Genomic DNA, 20227 nt, shown 5'->3' with positions numbered 1-20227 from the left:
CTGACCCATGGCCAAACGATCTGGCTTTTTGCGCTTTGGCGCCTTTCTGTACCCCACCGGCCACCACATCGCGGCCTGGCGCCACCCGGACACGGTGCCCGGTGCGGGGCTCAACATCCGTCACTACCGTGAGCTGGCCCAGATCGCCGAGGCGGCGCGCTTTGACCTGCTGTTCCTGGCCGACGGTGTGGGCACCCGGGGCGACCGGCCTGAGGTACTGAGCCGCACCGCGCACAGCTATGTGTCGCAGTTCGAGCCGCTCACGCTGCTGTCGTCTCTGTCGGCCGTGACCGAGCGCATCGGCCTGGTGGGCACGGCCTCGACCAGCTTCAATGAGCCCTTTCACATTGCGCGCAAGTTTGCCTCGCTGGACCACCTGAGCGGCGGGCGCTCAGGCTGGAACCTGGTCACCTCGTCCAGCGAGTTCGAGGCGCGCAATTTCAACCTGGAGCACCACCTGGCCCATGCCGACCGCTACGAACGTGCCAGCGAGTTTGCCGATGTGGTGCAAGGCCTGTGGAACAGCTGGGACGCCGATGCCTTTGTGTGGGACAAGGCCGGTGGTCGGGTGTTCGACCCGGCACACCGCCATGTGCTGAACCACAAGGGCAAGCACTTTTCGGTGCAAGGCCCCTTGAACGTGGCGCGTTCGCCGCAAGGCCGGCCAGTGCTGGTGCAGGCGGGTTCGTCTGAAGCTGGCAAAGCCCTGGCGGCCCGCACGGCCGAGGTGGTCTTCACCGCCCAGCAGACGCTGCAGGACGCGGTGGACTTCTATGCCGACCTCAAGGGCCGCATGGCAGCCCATGGGCGTGATCCGGCCAGCCTGTTGGTGATGCCGGGGGTCTTTCCTGTGGTGGGCAGCAGCGAGAGCGAGGCCCGCGAGAAGTTCGAGCAACTGCAGTCGCTGATCGACCCGGTGCTGGGCCTGTCGCTGATCTCGGGGCTCACCGGCGGTGTGGACCTGTCGGGCTACGACCTGGACGGGCCGATCCCCGAACTGCCCGAGACCAATGCCAGCAAGAGCCGCCAGGACCTGACGCTGAAGCTGGCCCGCAGCGAGAACCTGAGCATCCGCCAGCTCTACCTGCGCGTGGCGGGTGCCCGGGGCCACTGGCAACTGGTGGGCACGCCCGAGCAGATCGCCGACCAACTCGAAGAGCGCTTTGTGAACTACGGTGCCGACGGCTTCAACGTGATGGCCCCGGTGCTGCCCAACGGCCTGCGCGACTTTGCCGAGCGGGTGCTGCCCGAGCTGCGCCGGCGCGGGCTGGCACGCACGGAGTACGACGGTGCCACGCTAAGGGCCAATCTGGGCCTTCAGGCCTGAAGCGCTGTCAGCGCTGTTGTGCGCCGGCCAGCCTTCAACGCCGGTACACGGCCTCGATGTCGCTTTTGAAGTGCTGGGCCAGGTTGTTGCGCTTGAGTTTGAGCGTGGGCGTCATCAAGGTGTTCTCGATGGTCCAGGGCTCGAGCGTCAGGCGCACGGCCCGGGGCTGGGCGTAGTAAGGAAAGCTGGCGGTCAGGGCCTTGATGCGCTCCAGCACCGCCTTGCTGGCCGCACTGGCGGTGAGGGCGGCCGGGTCATCCGGGTTCAGGGCCAGCGTGTGGGCCAGGGCCTGCCACTGCGCCGGGTTGAGCACCACGATGCAGCCGATGAAGGGGCGGTTGTCGCCAAAGGCGTAGGCCTGGTCGAACAAGGTGTCCTGGGTGATGGCCAGCTCCAGGTCGGCCGGGGCGATCTTCTCGCCGGTGGAGGTGACGATGATCTCCTTGACCCGGCCCAGGATGCGGATGCGCCCGTCCTCCAGCGCGGCCTGGTCGCCGGTGCGCAGCCAGCCACCTTCCAGCAGGGCGGCACGGGTGTCGTCCTCGCGCTTCCAGTAGCCACGCATCACGCTGGGGCCGCGCACCTGCAGCTCGCGGTTGTCGGCAATGCGCACTTCCAGGCCCTCCAGCGGCCGGCCGACGGTGGCGGGGTGGTTGTCGTCCAGCGTGTTGACGGCGATCACGGGCGACGATTCGGTCATGCCATAGCCCTGGGCAATGGGCACGCCCAGGCTGTTGAAGCAGCGCGCCACGGCAGGCGAGAGCGGGGCGCCCCCGCTGACGGCCAGGCGCAGGCGGCCGCCGAAGCCGGCCTGCAGGCGGCGCGCCACCAGGTGCTCCAGCAGCGGCCAGGCCAGCCGCGCCAGCGGGCCCGGTGGTGGGGTGGGCTGGCCCAGCGCGTCGGCCAGGCCCTGGGCTGCGGCAAAGCGTTGCCAGCCGATGTCCTGCGCGGCACGCGCCAGGCGGGCGTTCATGGGATGGCCGGCCAGACGGGTCTCGAAGCCGGCATGCACCCGCTCGAAGATGCGCGGCACCGACACCAGCACCGTGGGGCGCACGCTTTGAAAGTCCTGCATCAGCTGCTGGGTGGAGCGCGCAAAGGCCACGCTGGCCCCCACTGCCACGGGCAGGTAGTAGCCCGCGGTGCGCTCGAAGGTGTGCGACAGCGGCAGGAACGACAGAAACACATCGCTGGCGCGCGCCTGCACGCGCTGCACGCAGGCCTGCACGTTCGACAGCACATTGCGGTGGGTCAGCATCACACCCTTGGGCTTGCCGGTGGTGCCCGAGGTGTAGACCAGTGCGGCCAGGTCTTCGGCCTGGGGCGGCTGGCTGGGCACGGCGCCGTTCAAGGCATCGCCCCGGGCCAGCCAGTCGGTCAGCGAGCACAGCGGCACCGTGCCCGGGGGCGCGGCCAGCGGCGTGCTGCCGGGCTGCACCACCACCACCTGGCGCAGGGCGGGCAGGGCCAGGCCCACGCTGGCGATGGAGGCCCACTGGGCCTCGGTCTGCAGCACCAGCAGGCTGGCATCGCTGTCGGCCAGGATGTAGGCGATGCTGTTGGGGTTGTCCAGCGCGTGCATGGGCACGGGCACACAGGCGCGGCGCAGGGCGGCCTGGTCCAGGCAGACCGCGTTCAGGCCGTTGGGCAGCAGCAGGCCGATGCGCTCACCCCGGCGCAGGCCCAGGCTGGCCAGGGCGGCCGCATGGCGGGCCACCTGGGTGGCCACGGCCTGCCAGCTGAGGCTGTCCCACTGCTCGGTGCCGGGGTTGTACACCTGATAGGCCTCGGCCTGCGGGCTTTGGGCCACGCGCCAGTCAAACAGCTCTGAAAGGGTGTGCAGATCGGCCAGGGAAGGGGTCATGACGGTTCGGGGTCGGGTGGTGGGGGAGCAAGGCACCACAGCATCGGTGGCTACCCCATTGTGGCGCTGCGGGCCTGTTGGGGCTTTGCGCCAGATCGACTGCGCGTGTCATGACTTGATCAGGCCAGCTTGTGGGTGGACAGCAGCAGGCTGGTCTCGGTGTTCGAGATGCCGTGGATGGAGCGCAGCGTGCTCAAGACCTTGTCGAAGGCTTCCAGGCTGTCGGTGCGGATCTCGGCCAGCAGATCCCACCGGCCATTGGTGCTGTGCAGGGCCACGATGTTGGGGTGGCCGCGCAGGATGCGCAGCACCTCGGCACCGTGCGGGCCCTCTACCGCGATGCTGGTCATGGCGCGGATGCGGTGGGCCTCGGCGGCCGGTCGCAGGCGCACCGTGTAGCCCACGATGGTGCCCTCGGCCTCCAGCCGGACGATGCGGTTCTGCACCGTGGCGCGGGCCACGCGCAGCTTGGCGGCCAGGGCCACCACGGGCAGGCGGGCGTTGTCACGCAGCAGGGCGATCAGTTCGCGGTCGATGTCATCCATGAACAAATTGTCACTTGTTCAGCGCATATTGGCCAATGGATCGTAAAAATTGACAGATTGAAGGGTTCATTTTGGCGCGTCCAACGGGAAGAATTCTTCCATTCCCCGTGATTCCCCGCGGGTTGAAAGCCCTCTGAAAGACCCCGCCATGACCCGTTTCATCGATGTTCCCACCATGTCCCGCCTCGTGCAGGAGATCGGCGTTGCCCGCTTTGTGGGCGAACTGGCCGACGCCATCCGCGACGATTTCGTGCGCTGGGCCGACTTTGACAAATCGGCCCGCGTGGCCAGCCACTCCGACATCGGCGTGATCGAGCTGATGCCCGTGTCCGATGCGCAGCACTACGCCTTCAAATACGTCAACGGCCACCCGGGCAACACGGGCCGGGGCCTGTACACCGTGATGGCCTTCGGGGTGCTGGCCGAGGTGGCCACGGGCTACCCGGTGCTGCTGTCTGAGCTGACGCTGGCCACCGCGCTGCGCACCTGCGCTACCTCGCTGATGGCGGCCCGCGCCCTGGCGCGGCCCGACGCGCGCCGCATGGCCCTGATCGGCAACGGCGCCCAGAGCGAGTTCCAGGCCCTGGCCTTTCACCACCACCTGGGCATCGAGGAGATCGCGGTGTTCGACCTCGACCCCCGGGCCACCGACAAGCTGGTGCGCAACCTGGCCCACTGTACCGGGCTCCGCATCCGGCGCGCCAGCTCGACCGCCGACGCGGTGCGCGGGGCCGATGTGGTGACCACCCTCACCGCCGACAAGGCCTACGCCACCATCATCACCCCCGACATGATCGAGCCCGGCATGCACCTGAACGCCGTGGGCGGCGACTGCCCTGGCAAGACCGAGCTGCACGCCGACGTGCTGCGCGCGGCCCGTGTGTTTGTCGAGTACGAGCCCCAGACCCGGGTGGAGGGCGACATCCAGCAGTTGCCGGCCGACTTTGTGGTGGTGGACCTGTGGCGTGTGCTGGCCGGCACCGAGGCCGGGCGCCAGAGTGCCGAGCAGGTCACGGTGTTCGATTCGGTGGGCTTTGCGCTGGAGGACTATTCCACCCTGCGCTATGTGCTGGAGCAGGCCAGCCGCCGGCAACTGGGCGTGGAGGTGGAGTTGGTGCCCGAGGCCGACGACCCCAAGGACCTGTTCCGTCACACACGCGCCGGCAGCGCTCGGGCCGCCCTGCGCCGCGTGGCCTGAGTGCCCGGCCTGATTCCGCACCCCTGAGCTCTTCATCTGCACTTTCCGCCCATGCCCCCTCTGCCTTCGATCCAGGCCCCTGCGGCCGTCGTGATGGTGCGCCCGCACCGTTTCACCCCCAATCCCGAGACTGCGGCCGACAACGCCTTCCAGCAGGCGGCCGAGCGCGAGGCGGCCCAGCGCATCGCCGAGGCGGCGCGCGACGAGGTGACGGCCGCCGCGGCCCGGCTGGAGGCCGAGGGCGTGCGCGTGCACTTGTTTGAGGACCCTGGCGAGCGCGACACGCCCGATTCGGTGTTTCCGAACAACTGGTTTTCCACCCACCCGGGCGGGCATGTGGCGCTGTACCCCATGCACTCGCCCAGCCGGCGGCGCGAGCGGCGCAGCGATGTGATCGAGATGCTCAAGACCTGTTACCGCGTGCAGGACGTGATCGACTATTCAGGCCTGGAGCCCGACGGCCTGTTTCTGGAGGGCACCGGCGCCATGGTGCTCGACCACGTGGCCCGCGTGGCCACACGGCCCGCTCGAACCGGGCCGATGCGGTGGCCCTGGAGCGCTTTTGCACCCATTTCGGCTTTGAACCCCTGGTGTTCGACACCGCCGACGCCCAGGGCCAGCCCGTCTACCACACCAATGTGTTGATGTGCATTGCCACCCAATTTGCCTTGGTGGGCTTTGACCTGATCCCGGATGCGCGGCGCGCCGCCGAACTGCGCGCCCGCCTGGAAGAATCAGGCCGCGAGGTGATCGCCCTGAGCGCGGCCCAGATCGCCGACTTTGCCGGCAATGCGCTTGAGCTGTCGGGCCGGGACGGGCGCCTGCTGGCCCTGTCGCAGCGCGCCCACGACAGCCTCACCCCCGCCCAGCGGGCCACCATTGGCCAGAGCGCGCGCCTGCTGCCGCTGGCCGTGCCCACGGTCGAGATGGCGGGCGGCTCGGTGCGCTGCATGCTGGCGGGGATTCACCTGGCGCCCCGGCGTTGAAGCAGGCCCGGTGGCCTGTTCCAAACGCCATGGACGCAGTTGGGAACGTCCTGATCCTGCAGGTGTGACGGGGGCTGTGCCGTCGTGGGCCGGATACGGCTCACACAGTCAAAGCTCACAGATACGGCTCACAGTTTGAGCCGTATTGTGTGGAATGCGGCTCACACCGGGCACGACCCCTGTGACACGGCCTCTCAAACCCGCATTCAGGCCGCCACAGCGTCCAGCGTGGGGTAGTCGGTATAGCCTTCGGCCCCGCCGCCGTACAGCTTGTCGGCGCGCAAGGGGTTGAGCGGGGCGTCTTCACGCAGGCGGCGCACCAGGTCGGGGTTGGCGATGAAGGGGCGGCCAAAGGCCACCACGTCGGTGGCGCCGCTGGCCACGGCCTGCAGGGCCTCGCTGCGGCTGAAGCCGTTGTTCACGATCCAGGTGCCGGGGAAGGCGCGGCGCAGCGCAGCGTAGTCGAAGGCCGGGGCGCCTTCGGGTTGGCGGGCGCCACCGGTTTCACCCTCGATCACGTGCAGGTAGGCCAGGCCCAGCGAGGCCACCTGCTGCACCACGTAGCCGTACAGGGCCTGGGCCTGGCTGTCCACCGGGGCGCTGCCGCCAAAGGTGGTGGTGGGGCTCAGGCGCAGGCCGGTGCGGCCGGCGCCGATTTCGGCGGCCACCGTGCGCACCACCTCCAGCAGCAGGCGGGCCCGGTTCTCGATAGTGCCGCCGTAAGGGCCGCTGCGGTCGTTCACGCTGTCGCGCAGGAACTGCTCCAGCAGGTAGGTGTTGGCGCCATGCACTTCCACGCCGTCAAAGCCGGCCTCGATCGCGTTGCGTGCGGCGCGGCGGTAGTCCTCCAGCAGGGCAGGGATCTCGTCGTCGCCCAGGGCGCGTGGTGTGGAGACCGGCACAAAGCCTTCAGCGGTGAAGGTGTGGGCCTTGGCGGCCACGGCGGTGGGCGACACGGGCGCGGCGCCACCGGGCAGCAGCGAGCTGTGCGAGATGCGACCCACATGCCACAGCTGCAGCACGATGCGCCCGCCCTTGGCGTGCACGGCGGCCGTCACTTGGCGCCAGGCGGCCACCTGCTCGGGCGAGTGGATGCCCGGGGTGTCGAGGTAGCCTTGCGCCATGGGGCTGATCTGGCTGGCCTCGGCAATGATCAGGCCGGCGCTGGCGCGCTGCCCGTAGTACTCGGCCATGGCGGCGGTGGGCACACCGCCCGGTGCGCGGTTGCGCGTCAGCGGGGCCATGGCGATGCGGTTGGACAGGGCGATGTCGCCGGCTTGGATGGGGTCGAACAAGGTGGTCATGGGGTCAAGGTCTTTCAGGTTGAGAGAGCCACGGGGGCCCGGGTTGAGGCTGGCAGGGGGTTGAAAAGGGTTGCGGTCGGCGTGTTGGCACTGGTCAACGGCGACAGGGCGGGGTGGGTTTCAACATGGGGTGCATCTCTGTATTTAATAGACCGGTCGTCTAGTTTCTGTTTCAAAAAAGGCGTTCAGACCGAAAAAGCGGCTTCAGGGGGTGAGCAACCGCTGCGTGAAGGTCATGGCCTGTTGCAGCGAGCCGGTCTGCCGGTGCACCTTGCCCAACAGACTGGCGCCCAGCCACAGCTGGTACAGCAGGCTGGCGCTGGCCTCGGGATCGAGCACGGGCATCGAGCCATCGGCCTGGCCGGCCCGGATGACCTCCGCCAGGCGCGCAGTGATGCGGTTGGTGCCATCCTGCAAGGCCAGGCGCATGGGCTCCGACAGGTCGGACACCTCGGCGCTGAGCTTCACCACCTGGCAGGGCTGGTCGTCACAACCGGGGCACTGGGTGGCCTGCCACTGCTGCCAATAGGCCAGCAGGCGTTCGCGGGCGTTCAGGTCGGTGCGTGCAAACAGGCTGTCGATGCGGGCCAGATAAGCCTCAAAGAAGGACTCGAGCAGGGCCTGACCGAACTGCTCCTTCGATTTGAAGTAATGGTAGAACGAGCCCTTGGGCACCTCGGCCGCCTGCAGGATCTCGTTCAGGCCCACCGCCGAAAAGCCCTTGCTGGCAATGATGCGGTTGCCCGTGTCCAGGATGTGTTGGCGGGTGTCGGCGTGGGCGGGCTTCATGGGAGCGGATGTTAGGCTTTTTATTAGACCAGTCGTCTAGAGTGCAAAGAATGACCGTTGATCGTATGGGGGTATCCCGCTGCAGCTGCACCGATGGGGCTGGGCCTGGTTGGGTACCGATGCGCAGGCGAATGCGGGCCGACAGCATGCTGTACACCAGAGCCCGTGCGTGCCGGCACCCGTGCGCCAGCGCAGAGACCGGGTCACGGATCGGGCGTATAACAAGCTCATGGAACAAGCTCATGGTCACCACCCTGGGGCACTGCCTCGCCCCGCAGCACCTGACATGTCCGATACCAACCCCATCCCACCCCCAGGCCTGGACCCGGCCGTGGCCGCGCAGCGTCTGCGCGACGAGGGCCCCAATGAACTGGGCGTCAGTCAGCGCCGCACCTTGCGCGACATGGCCTGGGACGTGGTGCGCGAGCCCATGTTCCTGCTGCTGCTGGGCGCCGGGGCCATCTACCTGACCATGGGCAACGCCCATGAGGCGCTGATCCTGCTGGGCTTTGTGCTCATCATCATGACCCTCACGGTGCTGCAGGAGCGGCGCACCGATCAGACCCTGAACGCCTTGCGCGACCTGTCCAGCCCGCGCGCGCTGGTGTTGCGGGGCGGTGTGGCGCAGCGGGTGGCCGGGCGCGAGGTGGTGCGCGAAGACCTGTTGATGATTGCCGAGGGCGACCGCGTGCCGGCCGATGGCACCTTGCTGCAAGCGCATGAGCTGGCCACCGACGAGGCCATGCTCAGCGGCGAATCCGAGCCTGTGGCCAAACAGCCTGGCCAGCCCGTGTTTGCCGGCACCCTGGTGGTCAGCGGGCAAGGTCTGGTGCAGGTCACGGCGGTGGGCCAAGGCACCGAGCTGGGCCAGATCGGCCAGTCGCTGGACACGATTGCGCTGCAGGCTTCGCCCTTGCGCGAAGAGATGGCCCGGCTGACGCGCCGGCTGGTGTTCATCGGCCTCGCGCTGTGCGCGCTGCTGGTGGGCCTGCTGGGCGTGCTGCGGGGCGATTGGCTGCAGGCCGTGCTGTCGGGCATCACCCTGGCCATGGGCGTGCTGCCGCAGGAGCTGCCGGTGATCATGATCGTGTTCCTGGCCCTGGCCGCGCGGCGCCTGGCGGCCCAGCAGGTGCTGACCCGGCGCCTGAACGCCATCGAGACCCTGGGCCAGACCACGGTGCTGTGCGTCGACAAGACCGGCACCCTGACGCAGAACCGCATGGCGGTGGCCGCCTTGTGTGCCGGCGACCAGACCTTGAACGCCCTGGGCCCGATGCCAGAGGGCCCAGATGCGCTGCCCGAGGCCTTCCATGAGCTGCTGGAGTACGCCGTGCTGGCCAGCGAAATCGACCCGCACGACCCGATGGAGCAGGCCTTCCACCGCTTTGCCGGCGCGCACCTGGTGGGCACCGAGCACCTGCACCCCGAATGGCGCCTGGTGCGCGAGTACGAGCTGTCGCCGGGCCTGCTGGCCATGTCGCACCTGTGGCGCGACAAGAGCGGTCAGGTGGACCGGGTGGCCTCCAAGGGGGCGCCCGAAGCCGTGGCGGACCTGTGCCACCTGCCAGAGGCCGAGCGCGCCGCCGTCAGCGCCCAGGCGGCGCAACTGGCCGACCAGGGCCTGCGGGTGCTGGGGGTGGCCAAGGCGCGCCACAGCAGTGCCCAGGACTGGCCCACCGGCCAGCACGATTTCGAGTTTGCCTGGCTGGGCCTGGTCGGCTTGGCCGATCCGCTGCGCCCAGAGGTGCCGGCGGCCATCGCGCAATGCCGCCAGGCCGGTATCCGCGTGGTGATGATCACCGGCGACCACCCTCGCACGGCGCGTGCGGTGGCGGCCCAGGCGGGCATCGCGAACGATCAGGTCGTCACCGGCGACGAGTTGGCTACCCTGACGCCCCTTGAGTTGGCCAACCGGCTGGCCGAGGTCAGCGTGTTTGCACGCATCAGGCCGCAGCAGAAGCTGGCCCTGGTCGAGGCGCTCAAGGCCCGCGGCGAGGTGGTGGCCATGACGGGCGATGGCGTCAACGATGCGCCGGCGCTCAAGGCCGCCCACATCGGCATTGCCATGGGCCAGCGCGGCACCGACGTGGCCCGTGAGGCCGCCGCCCTGGTGCTGCTGAACGATGATTTTTCGGCCATCGTGCAGGCCATTGCCCGCGGCCGGCTCACCTTCGCCAACCTGCGCCAGGCCATGGTCTACACCCTGGCCGTGCACGTGCCCATCATTGCGCTGGCGCTGTTGCCGGTGCTGTTCGGCCTGCCGCTGGTGCTGGCGCCCTTGCACATCGCGTTTCTGGAGCTGGTGATCGACCCGGCCTGCTCCATCGTGTTCGAGGCCGAGCCCGCCACGGCCGGCCTCATGGAGCGCCCGCCACGGCGCAGCGATGAAGCCCTGCTGAGCGGGCGCCATGTGTTGCTGAGCCTGTTGCAGGGAGGCGCGGTCAGTGGGGTGGTGGTGGGCCTCTATGCCTGGCTGCTGAGCCAGGGGCAGCCGGCCGGCCTGGCCAGCACGGCGGCCTTTGTGCTGCTGGTGGCTGCCAATGCCGCACTGATCCTGCCCAGCCGCAGCGGGCGTGTGGGTTGGCAAAGCCTGTTCAAGGGTCTCACGCCGGTCAGCCTGTGGGTGCTGGGCGCCACGTTGCTGGCGCTGTGCGCCATCACCACCGTGCCCTGGCTGGCCGCGCCGTTCCACTTTGTGGCGCTGGCGCCTGGGCCCTGGCTGGCCGTGCTGGCCGCCGGCTTCAGCTTGCTGCTGGTTTTTGTGGGCAACCAGCGCCTGCTGGGGCGCAGGCCTGGCTAACAACGCTTGGAGGTCTGGTGGACGGTGCGTCGGGCGCCGGCATCAAACCATCAAGCTTGCATCACACCGGCCCGCGCCGCATGCAGCTTCCGATAGCTGTCGAGCAGGCGCTTGTGTCGGTCCAGGCCTTCCAGTTGCAGGCTGGTCGGCGTCAAGCCAAAGAAGCGGACCGTGCCATCGACCGAGCCCGTCACGGCGTCCATTCGAGGGGTGCCGAACATCCGACGGAAATTGGCGATGTAGTCGTCCAGCTCCAGCTCTTCATCCAGGACCACATCGAGCACGGCATTCAGCGCTTGATAGAACAAGCCACGCTCCACCGTGTTGTCGTTGTATTGCAGGAAAGACTTCACCCCTTCGTGGGCATCTTCCAGTTGTTGCAGGGCCAACTGGATCAGCAGCTTCAACTCGAGCACGGTGAGTTGCCCCCACACGGTGTTTTCGTCGAATTCAATGCCGATCAGGGTGGCGATGTCGCCATATTCGTCCAGTTCTTCGTTTTCCAGGCGATCCAGCAAGGCCTCCAGTTGATCGTCGGTCAACTGATGCAAATTCAGCAGGTCATTGCGGAACAGCAAGGCCTTGTTGGTGTTGTCCCAGACCAGGTCTTCGACGGGATAGACCTCCGAATAACCGGGCACCAGAATGCGGCAAGCTGTTGCGCCCAACTCATCGTGCACCGCCATGTAGGCCTGTTTGCCCATCTTGTCGAGTATGCCGAACAAGGTGGCCGCCTCTTCGGCATTGGCGCTTTCGCCCTGGCCTGAGAAATCCCATTCAACAAATTCAAAATCAGATCGCGCGCTGAAGAATCGCCACGACACCACACCGCTGGAGTCGATGAAATGTTCGACAAAATTATTCGGCTCCGTGACGGCATTGCTGATGAAGGTGGGCTGAGGCAGATCGTTCAGCCCTTCAAAACTGCGGCCCTGCAGCAATTCCGTGAGGCTGCGCTCCAACGCCACCTGCAGTCTCGGGTGCGAGCCAAAAGAGGCAAAAACGCCCCCGGTGCGCGGGTTCATCAAGGTCACGCACATCACCGGGTAGCGGCCTCCGAGGGAGGCGTCCTTGACCAGAATCGGAAAGCCCTGTTCCTCCAAGGCCTGGATGCCTGCCAGGATGCCCGGGTATTGGGCCAGTACCTGCGCAGGCACATCGGGCAGGGCCATCTCACCCTCCAGGATTTCGCGTTTCACGGCGCGCTCGAAGATCTCCGACAAACACTGCACTTGCGCTTCCGCCAGCGTGTTGCCGGCGCTCATCCCATTGCTGGCATAGAGGTTTTCAACCAGATTGGAGGGGAAGTACACCACCTTGCCATCCGACTGGCGCACATAGGGCAGCGAGCAGATGCCCCGCTCTGCGTTGCCGGAGTTGGTGTCGACCAGGTGCGAGCCACGCAGTTCGCCACTGGGGTTGTAGATTCCCAGGCAATATTCATCGAGTATTTCAGCAGGCAGCTTGTCTTTTTTGCCGGGCTTGAACCAGCGCTCATTCGGGTAATGAACGAATTCAGATCCGGCAATGTCTGAACCCCAGAAAGAGCCCGCATAAAAATGATTGCAGCTCAGCCGTTCAATGTATTCGCCCAGGGCCGATGCCAGGGCGCTCTCCTTGGTAGACCCCTTGCCGTTCGTGAAGCACATGGGTGAATGCGCATCGCGAATGTGCAAAGACCAGACATTCGGAATGATATTGCGCCACGAGGCGATTTCGATTTTGATGCCCAAATTGGCCAGCAAGCCAGACATGTTGGCGATGGTCTGCTCCAAGGGCAGATCCTTGCCTGAAATGTAGGTGGCAGCATCAGAGGCAGGCTTGACCGTGAGCAGCGATTGAGCGTCAGCATCGAGGTTTTCCACCTCTTCAATCACAAACTCAGGGCCGGTCTGCACCACCTTTTTGACCGTGCAACGCTCGATGGAGCGCAAAATGCCCTGGCGGTCTTTGGCCGAGATATCCGGCGGAAGCTCCACCTGGATTTTGAATATCTGCCGGTACCGGTCTTCGGGGTCGACGATATTGTTTTGCGACAACCTGATGTTCTCAGTCGGGATGTTTCGCGTGTTGCAATACAGCTTCACAAAGTAGGCGGCACACAAGGCGGACGATGCCAGGAAATAGTCAAAAGGCCCCGGGGCAGAGCCATCGCCTTTGTAGCGAATCGGCTGGTCGGCGATCACCGTGAAGTCATCAAATTTGGCTTCAAGGCGAAGCTTATCCAGAAAATTGACTTTGATTTCCATGGGGAAATATCCAAAAAATAAAGTTTGCGGGCTTTTGAGGGCCGTGCCTCAAATGCGAAAAATGCGGGCAAGCTTGCTGGCGACGCGCATCCATGGGTGTGTTGCAAGCACATCACCGCCCGGGCCATCCGATGGCCCTTGGGAACATGGAACGCCGACGTGGGCTGAAATGGGAGGGGGGCTTTGGCGTGGCGGCGGCTCCGGTTGGGTTGCCGGCAACCGATCAGCGCGCTGCAAGCCTCTTGAGGGCTCAGATCAGAACACGCCTGCACGCAGATTTGGCGGACATGGCCGAAAAAACTTCAACTTTTTGGGCACAGACCTTCGACAGGCAAGCCCGTTGGGCCCCCTGAGACGGGGCCCCCGCGAAAAGAGGCGGTCCACCGCCCCGGTTGCTTCACTGAAGGGGGGCCTCACGCCAGTTCGGCGCGCAAGGTCTTGGCAGCGGCCACCATGTGGGTCAAGGCCGGGATCACCTCGGGCCACTGGCGGGTCTTCAGGCCGCAGTCGGGGTTGACCCACAGGCGCTCGGCCGGCACGCGCTCGGCGGCCTTTTTCATCAGCGCCACCATGTGCTGCTCGGTCGGGATGTTGGGCGAGTGGATGTCGTACACGCCGGGGCCGATCTCATTGGGGTAGCTGAAGTGGTCGAAGGCGTCGAGCAGCTCCATGTCCGAGCGTGAGGTCTCGATGGTGATCACGTCGGCATCCATGTCGGCAATCGAGGCCATGATGTCGTTGAACTCCGAGTAGCACATGTGGGTGTGGATCTGGGTCTCATCGCGCACGCCATTGGCCGTGATGCGGAAGCTCTGCACCGCCCAGCTGAGGTAGCTCTGCCATTGGGCACGGCGCAGCGGCAGGCCTTCGCGCAGGGCGGCCTCGTCGATCTGGATCACGCGAACGCCGGCCTGTTCCAGGTCCAGCACTTCCTGGCGGATGGCCAGGGCCAGTTGCAGACACGATGCCGAGCGCGGCTGGTCGTCGCGCACGAACGACCAGTTCAGGATCGTCACCGGGCCGGTGAGCATGCCCTTCATGGGCTTGTCCGTCAGCGACTGGGCGTAGCGGGTCCACTCCACCGTCATGGTGTGCGGGCGGCTGATGTCGCCGAACAGGATCGGCGGCTTCACGCAGCGCGAGCCATAGGACTGCACCCAGCCGAACTGGCTGAAGGCATAGCCTTCGAGTTGTTCACCAAAGTACTCGACCATGTCGTTGCGCTCGGCCTCGCCATGCACCAACACGTCCAGGCCCAGTGCTTCCTGTTCACGCACGGCGCGCTCGATTTCGGCCCGCATGACGGCCTGGTAGGCCGGCAGGTCCAGGCGACCGGCCTTGAACTCGCTGCGCGCCTGGCGGATCTCGGCCGTCTGCGGGAAGGATCCGATGGTGGTGGTGGGGAACCGGGGCAGCTGGAGCAGGGCGGCCTGCTTGGGCGCGCGCTGGCCGTAGGGGCTTTCTCGGCGGCCCAGATCCTCGGTGATCCTGGCCACGGCCAGCTTGACCGCCGGGTTGTTGACGCGCGGCGAGGCGCGGCGTGCCGCCAGCGCGGCCTGGTTGGCGGCCAGGGCCTCGCGCACCGAGTCACGCCCGCCGTTCAGGGCCTGGGCCAGCACCTGCAGCTCCGCCAGCTTCTGGCGGGCAAAGGCCAGCCACGACAGGATGTCGGCATCGAGCTTCTGCTCGCTGGCCAGGTCCACGGGCACATGCAACAGCGAGCACGACGGCGCGATCCACAGGCGCTGGCCCAACTGCCGGGCCAGGGGCTCCAGCCAGTCCAGGGTGGCGTTGAGGTCGGTCTTCCAGATGTTGCGCCCATTGACCACCCCCAGCGACAGCACCTTGTGCGCCGGCAGCAGGTTGAGCAGGGGGCGCACACCCTCGCGGTCATTGATCGCATCCACATGCAGGCCGGCCACCGGCAGGTGGGCCGCCAGGTAGGCGTTCTCCTGCAATTGACCGAAGTAGGTGGCCAGCAGCAGCTTGAGCTTGCTGACCTTCAGATGGTGGTAGGCCGTGTTGAAGGCGTGTTGCCAGTCGGCATCCAGCTCGGTCACCAGGATGGGCTCGTCGATCTGAAGCCATTCCACCCCTTGTGCGGCCAGGGTGTCGAGCAGCTGGGCATAGACCGGCAGCAGGCGCTCCAGCAGCGCCAGGCGATCCGACCCATCCTTGCTCTTGCCGATGGCCAGGTAGGTCACCGGGCCGATGATGACCGGCTTGGCCTTCACGCCCTGGGACCGGGCCTCGGCCAGTTGTTCCAGCAGGCGGCTGGCATCGAGCTTGAATTCGGTGGCCGAGGTGAATTCGGGCACGATGTAGTGGTAATTGGTGTCGAACCACTTTGTCATCTCGCCCGCAGCGACGCCCCCACAGCAGCCCGCATGGGCCTCAGCTGTCTGGGCCGAGCGGCCACGCGCCACGCGGAAATAGTTGTCCAGTGCCTCCCCTTGAAAGCCCTGCACCCGCTCGGGCAGGTTGCCCAGTGTGAAGCTCATGTCCAGCACCTGGTCGTAGAACGAAAAGTCGCCCACGGGCGCCAGGTCAAGAGCTGCTTGATCGGCCCAGTGCTGTCGCCGCAGCGCCGCGCCCAGGGTCGTCAGATCTGCCAGTGTGGACTGGCCCTTCCAGTACGACTCCAGCCCCAATTTGAGTTCGCGCCGGGCGCCGATGCGGGGAAAGCCGAGGTTGTGTGTGGTGACCATGTCGTCTTCTTCAATGCCATCTGTGTTGGAGATGGCGCGAGGTTAAAGAAGACGTTCAATTACGTAAAATGATCTTATTTCAGAGATCGATAAATTCAGCTCATGGATCAGCATGATTGAACGCATTCACCTGTCCATCATCCAGGAGGTAGACCGGCAAGGCTCGATGACGGCCGCAGCCGCCACGCTGTGCCTGACCCAGCCCGCACTGAGCCACGCCATGAAAAAGCTGGAACACCTGATGGGCACCGACATCTGGCTGCGCGAAGGCCGCAACTTGCGCCTGACCCAGGCGGGCCAATACCTGCTGGCGGTCGCCAAGCGGGTGCTGCCCCAGCTCGAGTTGGCCGAGGCGCGCATGAAGCAGTTTGCCCAGGGCGAGCGCGGCACCCTGCGCATCGGCATGGAATGCCACCCCTGCTACCAGTGGTTGCTGAAGATCGTGGCCCCCTACCTGGCCGCCTGGCCCGATGTCGAGGTGGACGTGAAACAGAAGTTCCAGTTCGGCGGCATCGGTGCCCTGTTCGGCTATGAGATCGATCTGCTGGTCACCCCTGACCCGGTCTTCAAGCCCGGCCTGCACTTCGAGCCGGTGTTTGACTACGAGCAGGTGCTGGTGGTGGGCCGGAGCCACCCGCTGGCCGATCAGGCATTTGTCGAGCCCGCCCAATTGAGGTCTGAAGCGCTGCTGAGCTACCCCGTGCCGCCTGAGCGGCTGGACATCTACCAGCAGTTCCTGCTGCCCGCCGGGGTGCTGCCGCGCCAGCACAAGCCGATCGAGGACACCGACATCATGCTGCAGATGGTGGCCAGCGGCCGCGGCGTGGCCGCGCTGCCGCGCTGGTTGGTGCAGGAGTACGCGGCACGGTTGCCGATCACACCGGTGCGCCTGGGCCCTCAGGGCATTGCGAAGCAGATTTATCTGGGGGCCCGCGATTCAGACGTGCAGATTGACTACCTGCAGGCTTTTGTCGCGCTGGCCCGAGGGGCGCGTTGAGCGCGTCCCTTCAAAGCACCCGCTGAGACCGCCGCCAAACCCCCAGGCGCGCAGCCTCCTGGATCAGCTGCTCCCGGAAATCCGGGTGGGCGATGTTGATCAGGGCCTCGGCCCGTTGCCAGGTCGATTTGGCCTTGAGCTGGGCGCAGCCGTACTCCGTCACCACGTAGTGGACCAGCGAGCGCGGGCAGGTCACGATGGAGCCCGCCGACAGGGTCGGCACGATGCGCGAGGCCAGGGTTCCGTCCTTTTTGCGGTAGGTGGAGTTGACACAGATGAGCCCCTTGCCACCCTCCGATTTGTAGGCCCCCAGGATGAAGTCCAGCTGCCCGCCCGTGCCAGAGATCTGGCGCGGCCCGGCCGATTCACTGGACACCTGGGTGAACAGATCGATCTCGATCGCGTTGTTGATCGCCACCACCTTGGGGTTGCGACCGATCACGCAAGGGTCGTTGGTGTAGGAGGCCGGGTAGATGGCTGCCGCGGGGTTGTTGTGCAAGAAGTCATAGAGCTTTTGCGAGCCCATGGCAAAGGTGTAGACCATCTTGCCCCGGTCCAGCGTCTTGCGTCGGCCGGTGATGCGGCCTGCTTCGTACATGTCCACATACGAGTCGGCCAGCATCTCGGTGTGCACCCCCAGGTCCTTGAGGTCGCTTTGCGCGATCAGTGCGCCCACGATGTTGGGCAGGGCGCCGATGCCCAGTTGGAGGGTGCAGCCGTCCTCCAGCAAGCCCATGACGTGCCCGGCGATCGCGGTGTCGGCCGCGCCGGCCCGGGTCGGAGGCAGTTGCAGCAGGGGGCTGTTGGGTCCCTCGATCACGCCATCGACCGCGCTGAGGTGGATGCCCTCGTCCAGCCCGCCCAGGCAGCGCGGCGCGCGGGTGTTCACCTCCAACAGCACCTTGCGTGCCTTCCTCAGGTAGGCGGGGGTGAGCGAGCAACTGGTCGAGAAGTTGAAGAAGCCGTTGGCATCCATGGGCGTGACCTGGGCCACCGCTACGTCGGGCTCCTCGTACAGCATCACGTTCTGCGGCCCCTGGTGGTAGCACAGCGGGATGTAGCTGGCCAGGCCCTTCTCGGCGGCCTGGCGGGCCAGGCCCGAGAAATGCCAGTCGTTCCAGACAAAGGCCTCGCGCTGGGGGTCGGCCTCGACGCACTTCAGCGGCTTGGCGCGGGTGGTGGTGATCAGGTTCACGTCGCGCAGCGCCTTGGCGCGCAAGGCCAGGGCCGCGTCAAAGGCTTCCACGCTCTGGGCAAACTCGCCCAGGAACACGGTCTGGCCCGATTGCACCAGGGCGGCCGCCGCCTCGGCGCTCAGGCGTTTTTGCTGGTACAGCGTCTGCAAGTCTTGTGTCATGTCGGCTTGTTGGCTGCAGTTCAGAAAAGCTCGGCCGGCATGGCCTGGGTGTTGGCGCCCGCGTTGACCACGGCGCTGGCCAAGGCGTCGGCCAGCGGCAGCAGCGACTGGGCATAGAACACGGCGGTGTGCACCTTGGCCTCGTAAAAGGCCGGGTCTTCGTTGCGCTTTTCCAGGGCCACCATCAGGGCGCGGGCCATCTGCCAGCCACACAGCACATAGCCGGCCAGCAAGAGGTAGTTCACCGCGCCGGCGTACACCGCCTTGGGCGCGGTCTTGCCGTGGGCCAGCACGTGTTCGACAACGGCTTCCAGCGCCTGGCGTGCCGGGGTCAGTGCGGCCCGCATCAGTGCGCATTCGGGCTCGCCATGCACGGCCAGGTCTTCTTCGGTGCTGGCCACCCAGGCACACAGCTGGCGGGCCATGGCGCCGCCGTCGCGCAAGGTCTTGCGGCCTACCAGATCATTGGCCTGGATGGCGGTGGTGCCTTCGTAGATGCTCAGGATGCGCGCATCACGGTAGTGCTGGGCGGCGCCGGTCTCTTCGATGAAGCCCATGCCGCCATGCACCTGCACGCCCAGGCTGGTCACGTTGACCGCCAGCTCGGTGCTGAAGCCCTTGACCACCGGCACCAGGTAGTCGTACAGCGCCTGGTGTTGGGCCCGCCGCTCGGCATCGGGGGCGTGGTGGGCCAGGTCGCTGGCGGCGGCGGCCACGTAGGCCAGGGCACGCTCGCCCTCGGTGAGGGCGCGCATGGTCAGGAGCATGCGTTTCACGTCGGGGTGCTCGATGATGGCCACCGGCCCGGCTGACCCGGCCAGATCGCGGCTTTGCAAGCGCAGGCGAGCAAAAGCGACCGCCTGCTGGTAGGCCCGGTCGGACACCGCAATGCCCTGCATGCCCACCGCAAAGCGGGCGGCGTTCATCATGATGAACATGGTCTCCAGGCCGCGGTTCTCTTCGCCGACCAATTGGCCGATGGCCCCGCCGTGCTCGCCAAATTGCAGCACCGCGGTGGGCGAGGCTTTGATGCCCAGCTTGTGTTCGATGCTGATGCAATGCGCGTCGTTGCGCTCGCCCAGGCTGCCGTCGGGCCGCACCAGGAACTTGGGCACCACGAACAGGCTGATGCCCTTCACCCCCTCGGGTGCGCCCGGCACGCGGGCCAGCACCAGGTGCACGATGTTCTCGGCCATGTCGTGTTCACCGTAGGTGATGAAGATCTTGGTGCCGAACAGCTTGTAGCTGCCGTCGTCCTGGCGCTCGGCCCGGGTGCGCACGGCGGCCAGGTCCGAGCCGGCCTGGGGCTCGGTCAGGTTCATGGTGCCGGTCCATTGGCCCGAGATCATTTTCTCCAGGTACAGCTGCTTGAGCGTGTCGCTGCCGGCCGTGAGCAGGGCTTCGATCGCGCCATCGGTCAGCATGGGGCACAAGGCAAATGACAGGTTGGCTGCGTGCAGCATCTCCATGCAAGCCGTGGCGATCAGCTTGGGCAGGCCCTGGCCACCGTGCTCGACGGGGTGAACCACCCCTTGCCAGCCCCCAGCCGCGAACTGTTCGAAAGCCTGCTTGAAGCCGGGCGTGGTGCTGACCTCGCCCTCCTTCCAGGACGACGGGTTCTTGTCGCCGGGCACGTTCAGGGGGGCGACCACGCCTTCGCAGAACTTCGCAGATTCTTCCAGCACGGCTTCGGCGGTCTCACGACCGTGGTCCTCGAATCCAGGCAAGGCGGCGATGCCGTCGAGCCCGGCCAGGTGTTCCATCACGAACAACATGTCCTTGAGGGGGGCTTGGTAAGTCATGTCTCTCTCCAGAGTGTTTGGGGTGTTGGGGGGGCGTGAGGAGGGGCGTCGCGTAGGGCTGCGATCAACGCAGGCCCGGGCGGCAAGCGGCCGGCCGCGCTGATCCTGTGTCTGGGCGGGCGCCGGGCGCGCGCCGTGTTGTGTTGGCTTGCGCGCGCCTGGGGTGCATGGCTGGATCGCCTGCCTTCAGGGCGGCCATGCCATGGCCAGGGGGCTGCTTCATAGGTCTCCGGCTTTTTCTTGTGAGGCCGGATCTTCCCCGAACATGTTTGCAGCAGTTTTTGGCAAATGTGACGAATGT

Annotated in this window: 12 protein-coding genes and 1 pseudogene; 5 read left to right on the top strand and 8 right to left on the bottom strand. The window is 66.4% G+C overall.

What is annotated here, in order from left to right; all coding sequences use genetic code 11:
• The first annotated feature begins 7 nt into the window (after window positions 1-7).
• Entirely contained in the window at window positions 8-1327 is a 1320-nt protein-coding gene (locus L880_RS0116675) for an LLM class flavin-dependent oxidoreductase (RefSeq protein WP_027476644.1), read from the top strand.
• Between the two features lie 34 nt (window positions 1328-1361).
• On the opposite strand, the gene L880_RS0116670 is transcribed toward L880_RS0116675, so the two are convergent.
• Window positions 1362-3191 carry an AMP-dependent synthetase/ligase gene (locus L880_RS0116670; RefSeq protein ID WP_027476643.1) on the bottom strand — a complete coding sequence of 610 codons (1830 nt, stop codon included), beginning with the start codon at window positions 3189-3191 and terminating at the stop codon, window positions 1362-1364.
• 119 nt (window positions 3192-3310) lie between these two features.
• Window positions 3311-3736 carry an Lrp/AsnC family transcriptional regulator gene (locus tag L880_RS0116665; RefSeq protein WP_027476642.1) on the bottom strand — a complete coding sequence of 142 codons (426 nt, stop codon included), beginning with the start codon at window positions 3734-3736 and terminating at the stop codon, window positions 3311-3313.
• A gap of 148 nt (window positions 3737-3884) precedes the next feature.
• Here L880_RS0116665 and L880_RS0116660 point away from each other — a divergent pair, with 148 nt between their 5' ends.
• Both L880_RS0116660 and ctlX read left to right on the top strand, forming a co-directional pair.
• Window positions 3885-4934, top strand: coding sequence for an ornithine cyclodeaminase (locus L880_RS0116660; RefSeq protein WP_027476641.1), 1050 nt, complete (start codon window positions 3885-3887; stop codon window positions 4932-4934).
• A gap of 51 nt (window positions 4935-4985) precedes the next feature.
• Window positions 4986-5920, top strand: a pseudogene (ctlX, locus tag L880_RS32605) (citrulline utilization hydrolase CtlX).
• A 206-nt stretch (window positions 5921-6126) separates the two neighbouring features.
• Here ctlX and L880_RS0116650 read toward each other — a convergent pair.
• Entirely contained in the window at window positions 6127-7224 is a 1098-nt protein-coding gene (locus L880_RS0116650) for an alkene reductase (RefSeq protein WP_027476640.1), read from the bottom strand.
• 204 nt (window positions 7225-7428) lie between these two features.
• Complete coding sequence (locus tag L880_RS0116645) at window positions 7429-8013, bottom strand: TetR/AcrR family transcriptional regulator (protein ID WP_027476639.1); 585 nt, start codon at window positions 8011-8013, stop codon at window positions 7429-7431.
• 286 nt (window positions 8014-8299) lie between these two features.
• Here L880_RS0116645 and L880_RS0116640 point away from each other — a divergent pair, with 286 nt between their 5' ends.
• Window positions 8300-10813 carry a cation-translocating P-type ATPase gene (locus tag L880_RS0116640; RefSeq protein ID WP_027476638.1) on the top strand — a complete coding sequence of 838 codons (2514 nt, stop codon included), beginning with the start codon at window positions 8300-8302 and terminating at the stop codon, window positions 10811-10813.
• Window positions 10814-10863: 50 nt separating this feature from the next.
• On the opposite strand, the gene L880_RS0116635 is transcribed toward L880_RS0116640, so the two are convergent.
• Together L880_RS0116635 and metE are read right to left on the bottom strand one after the other, a co-directional pair.
• Window positions 10864-13062, bottom strand: a complete 2199-nt coding sequence (locus L880_RS0116635) for an OsmC domain/YcaO domain-containing protein (protein ID WP_027476637.1) — start codon at window positions 13060-13062, stop codon at window positions 10864-10866.
• A 413-nt stretch (window positions 13063-13475) separates the two neighbouring features.
• Window positions 13476-15770: a 5-methyltetrahydropteroyltriglutamate--homocysteine S-methyltransferase gene (gene metE / locus L880_RS0116630; protein WP_027476636.1), complete on the bottom strand. Its 2295-nt coding sequence runs from the start codon at window positions 15768-15770 to the stop codon at window positions 13476-13478.
• A gap of 112 nt (window positions 15771-15882) precedes the next feature.
• Between metE and L880_RS0116625 the strand changes: the two genes are divergently transcribed.
• Complete coding sequence (locus tag L880_RS0116625) at window positions 15883-16767, top strand: LysR family transcriptional regulator (protein WP_027476635.1); 885 nt, start codon at window positions 15883-15885, stop codon at window positions 16765-16767.
• Window positions 16768-16777: 10 nt separating this feature from the next.
• On the opposite strand, the gene L880_RS0116620 is transcribed toward L880_RS0116625, so the two are convergent.
• On the bottom strand, window positions 16778-18124 hold the full coding sequence (locus L880_RS0116620; protein ID WP_027476634.1) for an acetyl-CoA hydrolase/transferase family protein: 1347 nt from the start codon (window positions 18122-18124) through the stop codon (window positions 16778-16780).
• 20 nt (window positions 18125-18144) lie between these two features.
• Window positions 18145-19926, bottom strand: a complete 1782-nt coding sequence (locus tag L880_RS0116615; protein WP_027476633.1) for an acyl-CoA dehydrogenase — start codon at window positions 19924-19926, stop codon at window positions 18145-18147.
• Window positions 19927-20227: the final 301 nt, after the last annotated feature.

The organism is Curvibacter gracilis ATCC BAA-807, from assembly GCF_000518645.1.
Classification (GTDB): domain Bacteria; phylum Pseudomonadota; class Gammaproteobacteria; order Burkholderiales; family Burkholderiaceae_C; genus Curvibacter; species Curvibacter gracilis.
The sequence above is the reverse complement of the archived record's forward strand: the minus strand, read 5'-3'. Positions and strand labels throughout refer to the sequence as shown.

Bases quoted from the DNA above. Each gene is read 5' to 3' on its own strand.
- L880_RS0116635 (WP_027476637.1), bottom strand. From the start codon at position 13,062: ATGGAAATCAAAGTCAATTTTCTGGATAAGCTTCGCCTTGAAGCCAAA.
- L880_RS0116645 (WP_027476639.1), bottom strand. From the start codon at position 8,013: ATGAAGCCCGCCCACGCCGACACCCGCCAACACATCCTGGACACGGGC.
- L880_RS0116640 (WP_027476638.1), top strand. From the start codon at position 8,300: ATGTCCGATACCAACCCCATCCCACCCCCAGGCCTGGACCCGGCCGTG.
- L880_RS0116620 (WP_027476634.1), bottom strand. From the start codon at position 18,124: ATGACACAAGACTTGCAGACGCTGTACCAGCAAAAACGCCTGAGCGCC.
- L880_RS0116665 (WP_027476642.1), bottom strand. From the start codon at position 3,736: ATGGATGACATCGACCGCGAACTGATCGCCCTGCTGCGTGACAACGCC.
- metE (WP_027476636.1), bottom strand. From the start codon at position 15,770: ATGGTCACCACACACAACCTCGGCTTTCCCCGCATCGGCGCCCGGCGC.
- L880_RS0116660 (WP_027476641.1), top strand. From the start codon at position 3,885: ATGACCCGTTTCATCGATGTTCCCACCATGTCCCGCCTCGTGCAGGAG.
- L880_RS0116650 (WP_027476640.1), bottom strand. From the start codon at position 7,224: ATGACCACCTTGTTCGACCCCATCCAAGCCGGCGACATCGCCCTGTCC.
- L880_RS0116625 (WP_027476635.1), top strand. From the start codon at position 15,883: ATGATTGAACGCATTCACCTGTCCATCATCCAGGAGGTAGACCGGCAA.
- L880_RS0116675 (WP_027476644.1), top strand. From the start codon at position 8: ATGGCCAAACGATCTGGCTTTTTGCGCTTTGGCGCCTTTCTGTACCCC.
- L880_RS0116670 (WP_027476643.1), bottom strand. From the start codon at position 3,191: ATGACCCCTTCCCTGGCCGATCTGCACACCCTTTCAGAGCTGTTTGAC.
- L880_RS0116615 (WP_027476633.1), bottom strand. From the start codon at position 19,926: ATGACTTACCAAGCCCCCCTCAAGGACATGTTGTTCGTGATGGAACAC.